Origin of the sequence: Xanthobacter albus, from assembly GCF_043194895.2 — a bacterium.
In the GTDB taxonomy this organism is placed as follows: Bacteria; Pseudomonadota; Alphaproteobacteria; order Rhizobiales; family Xanthobacteraceae; genus Xanthobacter.
In genome coordinates, this window is the sequence record NZ_CM195532.1 from 4,021,176 (window position 1) to 4,035,753 (window position 14,578).

At 71.7% G+C, this 14,578-nt stretch carries 12 protein-coding genes and 3 pseudogenes; 2 read left to right on the forward strand and 13 right to left on the reverse strand.

Annotated elements, in window-relative coordinates:
- Positions 1-87: 87 nt before the first annotated feature.
- Both V5F75_RS18010 and V5F75_RS18015 read right to left on the reverse strand, forming a co-directional pair.
- Positions 88-1,308, reverse strand: coding sequence for a class I SAM-dependent RNA methyltransferase (locus tag V5F75_RS18010; protein ID WP_394035511.1), 1,221 nt, complete (start codon positions 1,306-1,308; stop codon positions 88-90).
- A gap of 8 nt (positions 1,309-1,316) precedes the next feature.
- The gene (locus V5F75_RS18015; protein ID WP_394035256.1) at positions 1,317-2,036 is read right to left on the reverse strand and encodes a TlyA family RNA methyltransferase; all 720 of its coding nucleotides are present in this window, start codon (positions 2,034-2,036) and stop codon (positions 1,317-1,319) included.
- 327 nt (positions 2,037-2,363) lie between these two features.
- Between V5F75_RS18015 and V5F75_RS18020 the strand changes: the two genes are divergently transcribed.
- Together V5F75_RS18020 and V5F75_RS18025 are read left to right on the forward strand one after the other, a co-directional pair.
- Complete coding sequence (locus tag V5F75_RS18020) at positions 2,364-2,921, forward strand: hypothetical protein (RefSeq protein WP_394035258.1); 558 nt, start codon at positions 2,364-2,366, stop codon at positions 2,919-2,921.
- Between the two features lie 104 nt (positions 2,922-3,025).
- Positions 3,026-3,493, forward strand: coding sequence for a hypothetical protein (locus tag V5F75_RS18025; protein WP_394035260.1), 468 nt, complete (start codon positions 3,026-3,028; stop codon positions 3,491-3,493).
- Positions 3,494-4,391: 898 nt separating this feature from the next.
- Here V5F75_RS18025 and V5F75_RS18030 read toward each other — a convergent pair.
- The 11 genes and pseudogenes from V5F75_RS18030 to urtB form a co-directional block, all read right to left on the reverse strand.
- Positions 4,392-6,461 (reverse strand): methyl-accepting chemotaxis protein, encoded by a 2,070-nt coding sequence (locus tag V5F75_RS18030; protein ID WP_394035262.1) that lies wholly within the window; start codon positions 6,459-6,461, stop codon positions 4,392-4,394.
- A gap of 80 nt (positions 6,462-6,541) precedes the next feature.
- Positions 6,542-7,152: pseudogene (gene ureG, locus V5F75_RS18035) on the reverse strand (urease accessory protein UreG).
- Entirely contained in the window at positions 7,149-7,361 is a 213-nt protein-coding gene (locus V5F75_RS18040; RefSeq protein ID WP_445329414.1) for an urease accessory UreF family protein, read from the reverse strand. The pseudogene ureG and the gene V5F75_RS18040 overlap by 4 nt, the downstream one beginning before the upstream one ends.
- 85 nt (positions 7,362-7,446) lie before the next feature.
- Positions 7,447-7,779: pseudogene (locus tag V5F75_RS18045) on the reverse strand (urease accessory UreF family protein); the annotation flags it as partial.
- Positions 7,718-7,894 carry a hypothetical protein gene (locus V5F75_RS18050; protein ID WP_445329413.1) on the reverse strand — a complete coding sequence of 59 codons (177 nt, stop codon included), beginning with the start codon at positions 7,892-7,894 and terminating at the stop codon, positions 7,718-7,720. The pseudogene V5F75_RS18045 and the gene V5F75_RS18050, both read right to left, overlap by 62 nt.
- Entirely contained in the window at positions 7,887-8,795 is a 909-nt protein-coding gene (gene ureE, locus V5F75_RS18055; RefSeq protein ID WP_394035264.1) for an urease accessory protein UreE, read from the reverse strand. Before ureE ends, V5F75_RS18050 begins: the two co-directional genes overlap by 8 nt.
- Positions 8,796-8,844: 49 nt before the next feature.
- A pseudogene (locus tag V5F75_RS18060) lies at positions 8,845-9,998 on the reverse strand (urease subunit alpha); the annotation flags it as partial.
- Between the two features lie 52 nt (positions 9,999-10,050).
- Positions 10,051-10,746, reverse strand: coding sequence for an urea ABC transporter ATP-binding subunit UrtE (urtE, locus tag V5F75_RS18065; protein WP_394035266.1), 696 nt, complete (start codon positions 10,744-10,746; stop codon positions 10,051-10,053).
- A gap of 6 nt (positions 10,747-10,752) precedes the next feature.
- Positions 10,753-11,670 carry an urea ABC transporter ATP-binding protein UrtD gene (urtD, locus tag V5F75_RS18070; RefSeq protein ID WP_394035268.1) on the reverse strand — a complete coding sequence of 306 codons (918 nt, stop codon included), beginning with the start codon at positions 11,668-11,670 and terminating at the stop codon, positions 10,753-10,755.
- 5 nt (positions 11,671-11,675) lie between these two features.
- Positions 11,676-12,794, reverse strand: a complete 1,119-nt coding sequence (gene urtC / locus V5F75_RS18075) for an urea ABC transporter permease subunit UrtC (RefSeq protein WP_394035270.1) — start codon at positions 12,792-12,794, stop codon at positions 11,676-11,678.
- On the reverse strand, positions 12,791-14,386 hold the full coding sequence (gene urtB, locus V5F75_RS18080; protein ID WP_394035272.1) for an urea ABC transporter permease subunit UrtB: 1,596 nt from the start codon (positions 14,384-14,386) through the stop codon (positions 12,791-12,793). The genes urtC and urtB overlap by 4 nt, the downstream gene beginning before the upstream one ends.
- Positions 14,387-14,578: the final 192 nt, after the last annotated feature.

Genomic DNA, 14,578 nt, shown 5'->3' on the forward strand with positions numbered 1-14,578 from the left:
TTCACCGGGTTTAAGCGTTCTTAGAAATATAATCCATACAATTATGAAATGTGGATTATTTCACAGTTCGAACGCGCAATTCCATCATCACCGGTCGAAGGTCGCCACCAGCTCCACATGGGGCGAGTAGCGGAACTGGTCCACGGGCGTGACGCCGCCAAGCCGCCAGCCCCCTTCCGCCAGGATGCGCGCGTCGCGCGCGAAGGTGGCGACATTGCACGAGACATAGACGAGGCGCCCCACCTTGGCGCCAGCAAGCTCGCGCGCCTGCGCCTCAGCCCCCTGGCGGGGCGGATCCATCACCACCGCGTCGAAGGCGGAAAGCTCCTGCGCCAGCAGAGGGCGGCGGAACAGGTCCCGCGCCTCGCCCGCCACCGCCTTCAGCCCCGGCGTGTGGGCCGCCTTCATGAGGGCGGCGAGGGCCGGCGCGCTGCTCTCGGCCGCGAACACCCGCGCCCCGGCCGCGAGGCGCAGCGCGAACGTGCCCACCCCCGCGAACAGGTCGGCCACGCGCTTCGCCCCCTGCGTGGCCGCGAGCACGGCGCCGGAAAGCACCGCCTCGCCCTCGGCGGTGGCCTGGAGGAAGGCGGCGGGCGGCAGCTCCACCCGCGCCGCGCCCATGGCCAGCGCGGGGGCGGCGCGCTGGAGCACCAGCTCGCCGTGGCGGGTGAGCCGGGCGAGGCCGAAGCGCTCCGCCAGGGCGGCCAGGTCCATCAGCAGCGCCGGGGGCAGCGGGCCGGAACCGCGCACGTCCATGTCCAGCCCGCTGTCGGTGGCGATCACCTGCAGGTCGAGCGGCTTCTTCAGCGGCGCCAGCGCCTCGGCCACCGCGCGCGAGGCCGGCAGCGCCTGGGCGAGGCCCGGCGCCAGCACCGGGCAGCCTTCGAGCGCCACCATGGCGTGGGACTTGCGCTCGGCGAAGCCCACCACGGTGCGCGCGCCATATTGGCGGGCATGGAAGATGACGCGCCGGCGGCCGGCGCCGTGGGCATCCACCACCGGCGCCACCTCCGTCTCCAGCCCCTCGCGCGCCAGCGCCTCGGCCACCAGGGCGCGCTTCCAGGCGAGATAGGGCTCGGGCCGCCAGTTCTGGAGCAGGCAGCCGCCGCAGCGGCCGAAATGCGCGCACGCGGGCGCGACACGCTCGGGGCTCGGCTCCAGGATCTCGGCGAGGGCGAGGCGCTCGCCCTCCAGCGTGCCGCGCACCCGCTCGCCGGGCAGCGCGTAAGGCACGAACACGGGGCCCGACGGCCCCTCGGCGACGCCATCGCCCTGGGCGCCCACGCGGCGCACCGTCACGTCCAACATCGTCGCCGTCACGGGCGCTCCGCTCCCAGAAGATATTCCACATTGCCGTCGCCGCCGGTGATGGGCGAGGGCACGATGCCGAGCACCCGCCAGCCGAGGCTGGTCACCAGGTCCTCGCTCGCCGTGCACACCTCCTGCCGCACGGCGGCATCGCGCACGATGCCCTTCTTCACCGCCTCGCGCCCGGCCTCGAACTGCGGCTTCACCAGCGCCACGAGCCGCGCGGCGGACGCGGCGAAACCCAGCGCCGCCGGCAGCACCTGCCTGAGCGAGATGAAGCTCACGTCCACCACCACCAGCGCCACCGGCCGCGGCACCGCCGCGCGGTCGAGGGCGCGGATGTCCGTCTCTTCCATCAGCGTGATCTCGGGCCGGGCGCGCAGGCTGGGGTGGAACTGCCCGCGCCCGACATCCACCGCCAGCACATGGGCGGCGCCCCGGCGCAGCAGCACATCCGTGAAGCCGCCGGTGGAGGCGCCCACATCGAGAGCGTGAACGCCCGCCGGATCGAAGCCGAACGCCTTCAGCCCCGCCTCCAGCTTCAGCCCCCCGCGAGAAACGAAATCATGCACGTCGGCGGCCTCGATGCGGGCATCCTCCGCCACCTCCGCCGAGGGCTTGGGCACGACGACGCCCTCCACCCGCACCAGCCCCGCGGCCACCGCCGCCTGGGCCCGCGCGCGGCTCTCGAACAGCCCGCGCTCCACCAGAAGTCGATCGATGCGCATGCCCGGCGCCCTGCTCCGGCTGAAGCTCTCTCCGCGCGCGCCGGCGCGCGGCAATCGCTCCAGGTGGTTGAGACTACGCATTCTCTTCACGCGAACCGGGGTCCACTTCGCTCGAAAATGCTCTGAACCGGCTTCACGGTAATTAAAGGCCTTTGGCGGAGCCTTGGCCGCACGCCCGCGACGCAAAGCCATAGCTTGATCGGTCGCGGACGAATGGGCGTCGTGATATGCCAACGGCGCGGGGGAAGCAAATCTGCGATCGGATGCCACCCCGGCGCGGTGCGGAGCCGCCGCCGGTCCTTCTGGCGTGCGACGGAATCCGGACACATGCAGCACGACACCCAGCCTGACACGGCGCGCGCCTTCGCCGCCCTGCCCCTCCTTCTCGCCGCCGCCCTGATGCTCGGCGCCGGCGGCGCGGCGCATGCGGCGGACCCCGGCAAGGCCAAGGCGGCGAAGCACGCCGAGCCGCCCAAGGACAACCGGGCCTGGGCGCTCGCCCGCGCCGGCGACACCACCGTGCTGCGATTCGGCCCGCCGGGGGCGGCGGACCCGGTGCTCGCCATCGCCTGCCAGCCGGGCGCCGGGCTCATCCAGTTCACTGTGGAGATCACCTCTCCCAAGATCCGCTCGGGCGAGGGGGTCGCGCTCTCCCTCGCGGCGGGCAAGCGGCGGCTGGAGCTGGCCGCCTCCACCTTCCGCGGCGCCACCGACGGGGCGGTGGTGGCGGAGGCGGCGGTGAGCCTCGACGCGCGCGTGCTCGATCTTTTCTCCGGCGGCGAGACCCTCGTGGTGCGGGCGCCGGGCGCCACGGAGAGCTTCCCGCTGACCGGCGCGAAGGCCAAGCTGGGCGACTTCCGCAAGGCCTGCCAAGCCGGGCGGTAGCCGGCTGAGTGGCCGCGCCGCGAGCCCCAGCTTTCGCGCGCGCGGCCCCTTCACCTTGTCGTGACAACCACTATGATCGCGCCCGCTTCAACAGGAACACGACCATGCGCCGTCCGCTCCTCGCCCTTTCCGCCCTCGTCGCGCTCACGCTCCCGGCCGCAGCGCAGCAGAAGATGACGTGGCACGTTCAGCAGAGCGATGAGAGCGCCGCCCTCGTTTTCGGCGTGCCCGAGTCCGAGGAAGTGCTGCTGTTCTTCGTCTGCAAGCCGGGCGCGGACGCCATCACCGCCCAGAGCCAGATCGGCTCCAAGGGCCTGGAGCGGGAGGCGGCGGCCCGCCTCATCCTCACCGCCGGCAGCGTCAAGAAGACCCTCGCCGGCAAAGCCGTGGGCAGTGACGAGAGCACCAGCGTGGACGTGGAGGCGCCGGCCAAAATCGCCGACGTGAAGGCGCTGCTGAAGGGCGGCTCCAGCCTCACCGTGGAGGTGAAGGGCGCCAAGCAGAAGATCAGCCTCTCCGGCGCCGGAGAGGCCCTCACCGCCTTCGAAGCGGCCTGCAAGCCCAAAAGCTGAAGGGCGGCTGAAGGCGCGGCGGCGAACGCCTGCGGCATGGCGGGCGCGGCCCCGGCAGGCGGTGGCCGCGCGTTCCCGCGCGCGGGGAGAGACCGGTGCGGGCGCCTCCGCGGGGCACGGCGCGCCTGCGCCCGGATGGGGTTCGCCGGGGACCGCCTGAGCCGCAGTCCAAGCCCGCGCTGCCGACGCGAGGCCCATCGGCGCGCCGATGGCGCCGCTTGGGTGGCCCCGCCGCCTGCCCGCACGCTCGGAGGCGGCAAGGCCGGAGCGCATTTCCGCCCCCGGATCGCATCAGCGCTCGGCCTGCGCGATGTTTCATACCAACGGCCCATGAGCTTGACTCATGGACCTTTGGTTAAGCCCGCGCGGCGCTTGAGCGGATCCACTCGGCACCGGTCAAGGACCGGGGCCGCTCGTATCAATCGTGGTGGAGGCGGGCTCCCTGCCTCTTCGCCTTTGGGTATCGCGGGGAGAGGTTACGGCTTCCCCACCGCCATGCGCTCCCCCGTTCCTCGCGCTCTCGCATCGGCTCCGCGTCCGCGATGGTGGCGCATATCCCACCGTCCACCGGAACCGCGATATTCCAAACCCTGAAGCACGAAAGGGAAGCCGGCAACGGCCCACGCCCTGCCGCCCACGCGGGTGGGGACGGCAAGGCGCCGCGGCCGAGCGGCCATGGCCTCTGCGCGCTGATGCCCGAAGGAACCGCGGCCGAGGGCGATGGCCGCGCATGACGGCGGAGCCGGGTGCCCGCATCGCGGTGGAGCCCGTTCGGCGGACGCGGGGACGCATGACGTGCCTTGATGCCGCGGCCCCATTCCCTGGGCGCGGCAGTGGGGGGTCTCTCCAAAAGCGGGCCGGCCAGGAGCCCGTGAGAGAAGCTCACCGACCCCTGGCCTCAGGCTTCCGCGACCTGCTGGAGGAACCCGTCGATCTCGGTGTCGAGGCGGGTGGTGACCGTGCCCACGGTGCGGGAGGCGTCGCGCACCCGCGCCGCCGAGGTGCTGGTGCCGGTGACGGCCACGTTCAGCCGGCCGATGTCGTGCGCCACCTGGCCGGTGCCCGAGGCCGCGCTCTCGATGTTCGAGCTGATCTCGGTGGTGGCCACCGTCTGCTCCTCGATGGCGCCGGCGATGGCGGTGGCGAAATGCTCCACCTCCTCCATCTGGGCCAGGATGGCGCCGATGGCGGCCACCGCCTCCGTGGTTTCGCCCTGGATGGCGGCCACGTGCTGGGAAATCTCCTGGGTCGCGTGGGCGGTCTGTCCGGCCAGCTCCTTCACCTCGGCCGCCACCACGGCGAAGCCGCGGCCCGCGTCCCCGGCCCGCGCCGCCTCGATGGTGGCGTTGAGGGCCAGGAGGTTGGTCTGCTGCGCGATCGCCTCGATGAGGCCCACCACCTCGCCGATGCGGCCGGCGGCGGTGGCGAGGCCCGCCACCTTCCCGTTCGCCACCCCGGCGCCCTGCGTGGCCTTCGCCACCATCTGGGAGGTGCGGGCGATCTGCTGGGCGATCTCGCGGATGGAGGCGCTCAGCTCCTCGGCGGCGCCGGCCACCGCCTGCACGTTGCCGGAAGCGCGCTCGGAGCTCTGCTGCGCGGAGGCGGCGTCAAGGCGGCTGGTCTCGGCCGCGCCGGTCAGCTCGCCGGAAACGACATCGAGATCGCCCATGGCGCGGCCCACCTCGTCGATGACGGTGGTGGCGCTCTGCCGGAAGCCGCCGATGAGCGCGTCGATGCGCGCCTGCCGGGCCATCCGCGCCTCGTTGGCGCGCGCGACGGCCTCCTCGTGCTCCTTGCGGGCGATGGCATTGAGGCGGAACACGTCCACCGCCCGCGCCATCTCGCCAATCTCGTCCTTGCGGTCCATGCCGTCCACGGAGATGGAGGTGTCGTCGCCGGCGAGCTGGCGCATCCGCGCCGTCATGCGCTGGATCGGGCGCGCCAGCGCCTGGGCGCCGAAGAACACCAGCGCCAGCACCACCGCCAGCGTCACCGCGGCGGTGAGCAGCAGGGTGTTGCGGGTCTCGGCCACGGCGGCGAACAAGGTGGCGTGGGGCACGCTCATCACCAGTACCCAGCGCTCGCTGACGCCCGGCAGGCTCACGGCGGTGGCCCGCACGGACCAGCTTCCGGCGCCATCGCGCAGCTCCGCCTCCGCCGCCTCGCCGGCCCTGGCGCGCAACACCAGGGCGCGCAGGGCGGGGTCTTCCACCGCCTTGCCCAGGAGATTGGCGTCGTCGTTGGCGATCCAGAGGTCGTCGGTGCCCACCAGGGTCACGCGCCCGTCGCCGAAGGGGCGCAGCTTCTGCACGAAGCGGGTGATGCCGGTGAGCGGCAGGTCGGTGGTGACGATGCCGATGGGCTTGCCGGCGCGGTGCACGACCACGCTGGTGGTGGTCATCAGCACGCTCTTGCCATCCACCGGATAATCATAAGGCGGGGTGACGAGGGCGCGGTTCTCCCGCACCGGCCTGTCATACCAGCCCTCGGTGCCGGCCTCCTTGGTCATCACCAGCTTCTCGACATCCACCGAGCCGTCCGGCTTGTGGAAGAAGTAGGGCACGAAGCGGCCCTTGGCATCGGAGAAGGGGTGCTCCGTGAAATCCGCGTCCCGCCCATCGAGCGCGTCGGGCTCGAACGCGAGCGTCATGCCCACGAGGTCGGGATTGCCGGTGACCATGCGGCGCATCAGGGCGCCGAGGGCGTCGCGGTCCGCCATGCCGCCGTTGACGAGCCCCTCGACCGCGAGGCCGCCCGTCTCGGCGATGACGATGGCGCGGCCCATGCGGCTGGCGATGGTCTGCGCATATTCGCCGAGCAGCGCCTGGGCGCGGGCCTGGGCGTCACGCGTCGCGGCCTCCGCCGTGACCCAGAGACTGACGCCCGCCACCATCAGCATGGAAAGCGTGCACAGCGCACCCGCAGCCAGCACGAGCTTCGTGCGGATGCTCAAGTCGGCCAAACGCATGGGGCACTCCTACTCGACACGGCCTTGCCTGTGCATGCAGCACTAGCTGCGCCCCATGACTGCGGATTGACAGCGCCGCCTCAGGCCGCCCCAAGTCCACCGGCGGCCTCGATGAAGCGCGCCACCTCCGCCACCCCGCGCCCGCTGCGGATGGCCGAGAATACATAAGGCCGCCCGGCCCGCATGCGGATGGTGTCCTGCTCCATCACATCCGGGTCGGCGCCCACCAGGGGGGCGAGATCGGTCTTGTTCACCACAAGAAGGTCCGAGCGGGTGATGCCCGGCCCGCCCTTGCGCGGGATCTTCTCGCCGCCCGCCACGTCGATCACGTAGACGGTGAGGTCGGCGAGCTCGGGCGAGAAGGCGGCCGCGAGGTTGTCGCCGCCCGATTCGATCAGCACCAGGTCGAGGCCGGGGAAGCGCGCCTGCATGCCCGCCACCGCGCGCAGGTTGATGGAGGCGTCCTCGCGGATGGCGGTGTGCGGGCAGCCGCCGGTCTCCACCCCCAGGATGCGCTCGGGCGGCAGGGCGCCGGCCACGGTCAGCAGGCGCGCGTCCTCCTTGGTGCAGATGTCGTTGGTGACGGCGCAGATGTCATAGCGGTCGCGCAGCGGGCTTCCATCAGAGCCGTCTTGCCCGAGCCGACCGGCCCGCCGATGCCAACGCGCAGGGGAGATTTGGACGCGCTCATGAGCGAACCAGCCTCGTATACTGGGTTTCGTGGCGAAAGCTGCCGAGATCGGCCCGGAAGGTGGCGGCGCCGATATCGTCGAGGGTGAGGCCCGGCGCCTCGGCCGCCAGCCGCCGCGCGGCGGGCGCCGGCCCCGCCACCACCCGCGTGCCGGCGGTCTGGCCGATGGGCGCGAGGCGCACCGCCGCCGAGACGAGATTCTGCGCCATCGCCAGCAGGAAGGCTTCGAGCGCCGGCCACCAGAGGCAGGCCGTGGGCGGCGCAGGCGAGCCCCACCGCCACGGGATAAGCCGCCTCCGGCGCCAGGGCGGGCGCGAGGCCCGGCGCCGGCCACGCCGCCATCACCGCATCGAGGAAGGAGCGCCCCTGCGGGCACGTTTCCAGCCGCAGCTCGGCCGAGGGCGCGAGCGCCACCGCGAGGTCGTTCACATCCGCGAGCGTCTCGCCCGCCCCGGCGGCGGCCGCCGCCTGGGCAGGGGCTTGGGCTTGGGCTTGGGCGAGGAGGATGGCATCGGTGCGCAGCACGAAGCCGCAGGTGAACAGGTCTTCGAGCCACGCCGCCAGATCACCGGAGCCGGTGATGTCGCCCGCCTTCCACCGCCCATTCGAGCGCGTGGGAATAAGCATAGGCCCCCACCGGAAATCCGGGGGAGAGCCACACGAACAGGGGCAGCAGGCCGAGGGCCGCGCCACCGTCCGCAGCAGCGGGCAACGGCGCATCCGGCCCGGCGGCGTCAGCCATGCTTGTGATCGTGGCCGCAGCCGGGGCCGTGCTCGTGGTGCGCATGCTCGTCGCCATGGTCATGCCCGCAGCCCGGCCCGTGCGCGTGCGCCGCCTCGTGCGCGCCGTGAGCGTGCGCGTGCTCGTGATGGCCGTGCTTGTGGTCGTCGTGGCCGTGGTCGTGCCCGCAGCCGGGGCCGGGGCCGGGGCCGTGCACATGCGCTTCCTCGTGCGCGCCATGAGCGTGCTCATGCGCATGATGGCCATGCGCGTGCTTGTGGTCATCGTGGCCGTGATCGTGCCCACAGCCCGGCCCATGCTCATGCGCCTCCCCGTGCGAGACATGGGCGTGCGCGTGCTCGTGATGGCCGTGCTTGTGGTCATCATGGCCGTGATCGTGCCCGCAGCCGGGGCCGTGCACATGCGCCTCCTTGTGCGCGTGATGATCGTGATCGTGGCCGGCGTGCTCATGCCCCCCATGGGCGGCCGCAGCAGCATAGGCGCCCTTCTCGGGGCGGAAGGGGCGCTCCACGATCGCGGTGGCGGCGCCGAGCCCGCGCACCATCTCCACCAGCACATGGTCCTCGGCGAAATAGATGGCGTCTTCCGTGATCTCGGCCGGAACGCGCCGGTTGCCGAGGTGCCACGCCACCTTCAGCAGCCGCAGGGGGCTCGCGGTGCGCACCTCCACCAGCCGCTCCGGCGCAGCCCTGACGCGCACCAGCCGGCCGTCCTCCAGCTTCACGGCGTCACCGTCGTCGAGCACGGCGGCCTTGTCGAGGTCGAGCAGGAAGGCGAGGCCGCCGTCGGCCGTGAAGGCGAAGCGGCGGCGATGCCGGGCCTGGTGGTCGAGGGTCAGCTCGTCGGCGACCCGCTCGTCGCGGACGGCGGGGCGGCGGACAACAGTGGTGGCGCGGATCATCTCATCCTCCTGGGTTCTCGCCCGATGGCAGCTTATACCAACGGCCCCGGTTGTCGTTGCCCGCCTCGCCCGGCAGGGCGCCGCGCTGGCGCTTCATCCTGTCCGCCGTCTGCCAGGTGCGGATGATGACCTCGCCCACACAGCCCATGGCCTGTGAGTCCGCGCTCATCATGGAGAGCGCGCCGAGATCGTGCAGGATGTCCTCCGCCGCGATGCTCTCCTTGCGGATGCGGCTCTCGGCGACGGCGAGGTCTTCGGCGATCTCGGGGTCCAGGTGGTGGCACACCATGAGCATGTCGAGAGGCTCGTCGATGGTGTTGCGGGTATAGGGCCGGGTGGGGTTGGTGGAGGAGGGCAGCACGTTCGGCAGGCCCGCCACCTTGATGATGTCCGGCGTGTGGCCGCCGCCGGCCCCTTCCGTGTGGAAGGCGTGGATGGTGCGGCCCTTGAAGGCGGCGATCGTGTCCTCCACGAAGCCGCTCTCGTTCAGCGTGCCGGTGAGGATCATCACCTGCACGTCCATGGCGTCCGCCACAGAGAGGCAGCAGTCGATGGCGGCGGCGGCGGCCAGCACCATCTCCTCCAGCGCGCCGGGCAGGGAGGCGTTGCCCTTGCCGGCGAAGGCGAGGTTCATGGGGAAGGCGTCGGCCGCCTCGATCATGCGCGAGAGGTGCCAGGGCCCCGGCGTGCAGGTGGTGGCGAAGGTGCCCGTGGCCGGCCCCGTGCCGCCGCCCGGCATGGTGGTGACGCCCGAGGCCAGCGCCTCCTCGATCTGCTGCGGGCAGATGAAGTGGATGTGGCTGTCGAAGCCGCCGGCGATGAGGATCTTGCCCTCCCCCGCGATGATCTCCGTGCCGGGGCCGATGATGATGTCCACCCCGTCCTGCACATCCGGGTTGCCGGCCTTGCCGATGCGGGCGATGCGCCCGTTCTTGAGGCCCACGTCCGCCTTCACCACCCCCCAGCGGTCGAGGATGACGGCGTTGGTGATGACGGTATCCATGGCGCCGTCGGCGTTCGCCACCTGGGACTGGCCCATGCCGTCGCGGATCACCTTGCCGCCGCCGAACTTCACTCCCTCGCCGTGGCGGGTGAAGTCCTTCTCCACCTCGATGAAGAGTGAGGTGTCGGCGAGCCGCACCTTGTCGCCCACCGTGGGCCGAACATCTGCGCATAGGCGGCGCGGGGCATCCCGGCGGGCATCTGCGGCCTCCTCAGCGACTGGCGCCGCGCCCCTTCAAATGGCCGGCTTTCCTCAGATGGCCATCAGGCGGCGCACGTCGTCTCCATCCAGTCCGCTCCTGTCGCCAGACGCCACCACCTCGCCGCGGTCCATGAGGATGAACGTGTCGGCGAGCTCCTGCGCGAATTCGAAATACTGCTCCACCAGCACGATGGCCATGTCCCCCCGCCCGCGCAGGTAGGAGATGGCGCGGCCGATGTCCTTGATGATGGAGGGCTGGATGCCCTCGGTGGGCTCGTCCAGCAGCAGCAGGCGCGGGCGGGTGACCAGCGCGCGGCCGATGGCGAGCTGCTGCTGCTGCCCGCCGGAAAGATCGCCGCCGCGCCGCCTCAGCATGGATTTCAGCACCGGGAACAGCTCGAACACCTCATCGGGCACGAACTTGTCCCTGGCCGCGAGGCGCGCGAAGCCGGTCTCCAGGTTCTCCTTCACCGAGAGCAGCGGGAACACCTCCCGCCCCTGGGGCACGAAGCCGATGCCGCGCGCGGCACGCTCCGGCGTCGGCAGGCGGGAAATGTCCTCCCCGCCAAGGGTGATGGCGCCGCCGGCGATGGGCCGCTGGCCCACGATGGCCCGCAGCAGCGATGTCTTGCCCACCCCGTTGCGCCCCAGCACGCAGGTGACCTTGCCGGCCTCGGCGGTGAGGGAGACCTTCTTCAGCGTCAGCGCGGCGCCGTAATAGAGGTCGAGGTTCTCCACCTTCAGCATGGGCCCTCACCTCCCCAGATAGACTTCGATGACGCGCGGGTCCGCGCTCACCTGGTCGAGCGGCCCCTCGGCCAGCACGGAGCCCTCGTGCAGCACGGTCACCTTCACGTCGAGGTCGCGCACGAACTGCATGTCGTGCTCCACCACCACCACGGCGCGCGTGCGGGCGATCTCCTTCAGCAGCACCGCCGTGTCCGCCGTCTCCTGGTCGGTCATGCCGGCGGCGGGCTCGTCCACCAGCAGCAGGCGCGGCTCCTGGGCCAGCAGCATGCCGATTTCCAGCCACTGCTTCTGCCCGTGGGAGAGGTCGCCGGCGCGGCGGGCGCGGTGGTCCTTCAGGCGCACGCGCTCCAGCAGCTCGTCCACCCGCGCCTTCTCGTGGGCGGTGCGGCGCCAGTAGATGTTGGCGAAGGCGCGCCGGTCGGCCTTCACGGCGAGCAGAATGTTGTCCTCCACCGTGTGCATGTCGAACACGGTGGGGGTCTGGAACTTGCGGCCGATGCCCAGCTCCGCGATGGCCGCCTCGTCGAGGCGCGTGAGGTCGTGCACGCCGGCGAACAAGGCGGTGCCCGCATTGGGCCGGGTCTTGCCGGTGATGACGTCCATCATGGTCGTCTTGCCGGCGCCGTTGGGGCCGATGATGGCGCGCATCTCCCGTTCGCCGATCACGAGCGAAAGGGCATTGAGCGCGCGGAAGCCGTCGAAGGAGACGGTGACGGCATCGAGATAGAGCAGAGCCGAGGTGAGCGCCTGCGGATCGCGCGGCGGGCGGGCGGCGGCGAACAGCGCGTCGTCCGCCTCCAGCGAGAGCGCGCCGGGGGATTTCACCACCTCCGGCGGCGGGGCGGCGATGGTGCCCGGCAGGGGCGCGCCGGCGAGGGACTTGGCCGCGAGCGGCCGGGCGTTGAGGGGGGTGAGGCCCATGGTGCTCACTCCGCGGGCGTAGGCGAGGGGGCGGCGGGCGCCGGCCGCCTCAGGCGCCCGGAGAGCTGCGACCACAGCCCCAGCACGCCCCTGGGCAGGAACAGCGTGACCACCACGAACAGCGCGCCGAGGGCGAACAGCCACGCCTCCGGCAGCACGCCGGTGAACCAGGTCTTGCCCGCGTTCACGATGAGCGCGCCCAGCGCCGCCCCCACCAGCGTGCCGCGACCGCCCACCGCCACCCAGATCACCATCTCGATGGACTGGGCGGGGGCGAACTCGCCGGGATTGATGATGCCCACCTGCGGCACGTAGAGCGCCCCCGCCACCCCCGCCAGCATGGCCGAGAGGGTCCAGGCGAGGAGCTTGTAGTTCTCCACGCGGTAGCCGAGGAACCGCGTGCGGCTTTCCGCGTCGCGCACCGCCACCAGCACCTTGCCGTACTTGGAGGTGACGAGGGCGCGGCAGACGAGATAGCCCGCCGCCAGCGCCAGCGCCGAGGCCACGAACAGCACGATCCGCGTGGACGGCGCCTGGATGGAGAAGCCCAGGATGTCCTTGAAATCGGTGAGGCCGTTGTTGCCGCCGAAGCCCATATCGTTGCGGAAGAAGGCCAGCATCAGCGCGAACGTCATGGCCTGGGTGATGATGGAGAGGTACACGCCCGTGACCCGTGACCGGAAGGCGAGCCAGCCGAACACGAAGGCGAGCAGCCCCGGCACCGCCAGCACCATGAGCATGGCGAAGGGAAACCAGTCGAACCCCAGCCAGAACCAGGGCAGTTCCTTGTAGTTGAGGAACACCATGAAGTCCGGCAGCACCGGATTTCCATAGACCCCGCGCGGGCCGATCTGGCGCATGAGATACATGCCCATGGCATAGCCGCCGAGCGCGAAGAAGGCGCCGTGCCCCAGCGAGAGCACGCCGCAATAGCCCCACACCAGATCCACCGCCACCGCCAGCAGCGCGTAGCACAGGTACTTGCCGATGAGCGGGATCATGTAGTCCGGCACATGCAGCGGATTGGCGGGGGAGAGCAGCAGGTTCGAGGCGGGCACCAGCACCGCCGCCGCCAGCACGAGAACGAGGAAGATGCCGCCGGTGCGGTCGATGATGCCCCTCATGATTCCACCGCCCGGCCCTTGAGCGCGAACAGGCCGCGCGGGCGCTTCTGGATGAAGAGGATGATGGCCACCAGCAGCAGGATCTTGCCCAGCACCGCGCCGGCGAAAGGCTCCAGCAGCTTGTTGGCGATGCCGAGCGTGAAGGCGCCCACCAGCGTGCCCCAGAGGTTCCCCACCCCGCCGAACACCACCACCATGAACGAATCGATGATGTAGCCCTGCCCGAGATTCGGGCTCACGTTGTCGATCTGCGAAAGCGCCACCCCGGCGATGCCGGCGATGCCGGAGCCGAGGCCGAAGGTGAGCGCATCGATGCGCCCGGTGCGGATGCCCATGGCCGCCGCCATGCGCCGGTTCTGCGTCACCGCCCGCACATAGAGGCCGAGCGGCGTGCGCTTCAGCACCACCAGCAGCGCCGCGAACACCAGCAGCGCGAACACGATGATCCAGAGCCGGTTCCAGGTGATGGAGAGGTGCCCCAGCTCGAATGCGCCGGACATCCACGAGGGGGCGCCCACCTCCTGGTTGGTGGGGCCGAACACGGAGCGCACCGCCTGCTGCAGGATGAGCGAGACGCCCCAGGTGGCCAGCAGCGTTTCCAGCGGGCGGCCGTAGAGGAAGCGGATCACCGTGCGCTCGATGAGGATGCCCACGAGGCCGGTGAACACGAACGCCGCCGGCAGGGCGATGGCGAGCGACCAGTCGAACAGGTGCGGCGCCGAGGTGCGGATGGCGTTCTGCACCACGAAGGTGGTGTAGGCGCCCAGCATCACCATCTCGCCATGGGCCATGTTGATGACGCCCATGACGCCGAAGGTGATGGCGAGGCCGATGGCGGCCAGCAGCAGCACCGAGCCCAGGGAAAGGCCGTACCAGACGTTCTGCGCCACCGACCACAGCTTCAGGCTGCGCGCGATGGCGTCGATGCCCTGGGCGGCGGCGGCCGTCACCGCGGCGGGGGCGGTGGCCGGCACCGTGCGCAGCAGGCCCAGGGCCTCCTGGTCGCCCCGCGCGGCGATGAGCTTCACCGCCGCCAGCCGCTCCGCCTCCGGCGCGTCGGTCTTGCCGATGAGGATGGCGGCGCGGGCCTCGCCCAGCGCCGCCCGCACGTCCGGCACCTTCTCCTGGGCGAGGGCGGCCTCCACCGTGGCGAGCGCCGCGGCATCGCGGGACTTGAACACGGCGGCGGCCGCCTCGCGGCGCTTCGCCGGGTCGGGATCGAGCAGGGAGAGGGCGCCGGCCGCCGCCTCGATGGCGCGGCGCACCCGGTTGTTGGCCCGCACCGGGGAAAGGCCCGACGGGGGCGCGGCCACGGGGGCGCCGGTGGCGGCCTCCTCCAGCGCGCCCGCCGGGGTGCGGATGAAGACCGCCCTGGTGGCGGGATCGAACAGCAGCCGCCCGTCCGCCAGCGCCGCCACGATGGCCGCCGCCCGCGCGCTGCCGGTGGCGGCAAGGGCGGCAAGGGCGTCGGCGGTGTCGGAATAGCTGTCGTTGGCGAAGCGGGCCACGGTGGCGGAGAGGTCCGGCGCCGTCTCGGCCCGCGCGGCGGGCGCAGCCAGCGCCGCGCACAGGAGGAGAACGGCCGCCAGCATCGCCCGCATCCAGGGCGCCGAAGCGGCGCGGAGCGATCGGGCGGGGCGGGACGGAAGGCGCGGGACGGAAAGGCGCATGGTGGAATCACCCAGGACTGGAGCCGGGGACTGGAACCGGAGGGGCCGCCCCGGCCCACCCCGCGCGGCGGGGCCGTGGCGCCGCTGCGGGGTGGAGGGATGCGGCCTTTCGGC

Bases quoted from the DNA above. Each gene is read 5' to 3' on its own strand.
- V5F75_RS18010 (WP_394035511.1), bottom strand. From the start codon at position 1,308: ATGTTGGACGTGACGGTGCGCCGCGTGGGCGCCCAGGGCGATGGCGTC.
- V5F75_RS18025 (WP_394035260.1), top strand. From the start codon at position 3,026: ATGCGCCGTCCGCTCCTCGCCCTTTCCGCCCTCGTCGCGCTCACGCTC.
- urtB (WP_394035272.1), bottom strand. From the start codon at position 14,386: ATGCTGGCGGCCGTTCTCCTCCTGTGCGCGGCGCTGGCTGCGCCCGCC.
- urtE (WP_394035266.1), bottom strand. From the start codon at position 10,746: ATGCTGAAGGTGGAGAACCTCGACCTCTATTACGGCGCCGCGCTGACG.
- V5F75_RS18050 (WP_445329413.1), bottom strand. From the start codon at position 7,894: ATGGCTGACGCCGCCGGGCCGGATGCGCCGTTGCCCGCTGCTGCGGAC.
- V5F75_RS18040 (WP_445329414.1), bottom strand. From the start codon at position 7,361: ATGGCGCAGAATCTCGTCTCGGCGGCGGTGCGCCTCGCGCCCATCGGC.
- V5F75_RS18020 (WP_394035258.1), top strand. From the start codon at position 2,364: ATGCAGCACGACACCCAGCCTGACACGGCGCGCGCCTTCGCCGCCCTG.
- urtD (WP_394035268.1), bottom strand. From the start codon at position 11,670: ATGGGCCTCACCCCCCTCAACGCCCGGCCGCTCGCGGCCAAGTCCCTC.
- V5F75_RS18015 (WP_394035256.1), bottom strand. From the start codon at position 2,036: ATGCGCATCGATCGACTTCTGGTGGAGCGCGGGCTGTTCGAGAGCCGC.
- ureE (WP_394035264.1), bottom strand. From the start codon at position 8,795: ATGATCCGCGCCACCACTGTTGTCCGCCGCCCCGCCGTCCGCGACGAG.
- urtC (WP_394035270.1), bottom strand. From the start codon at position 12,794: ATGAGGGGCATCATCGACCGCACCGGCGGCATCTTCCTCGTTCTCGTG.
- V5F75_RS18030 (WP_394035262.1), bottom strand. From the start codon at position 6,461: ATGCGTTTGGCCGACTTGAGCATCCGCACGAAGCTCGTGCTGGCTGCG.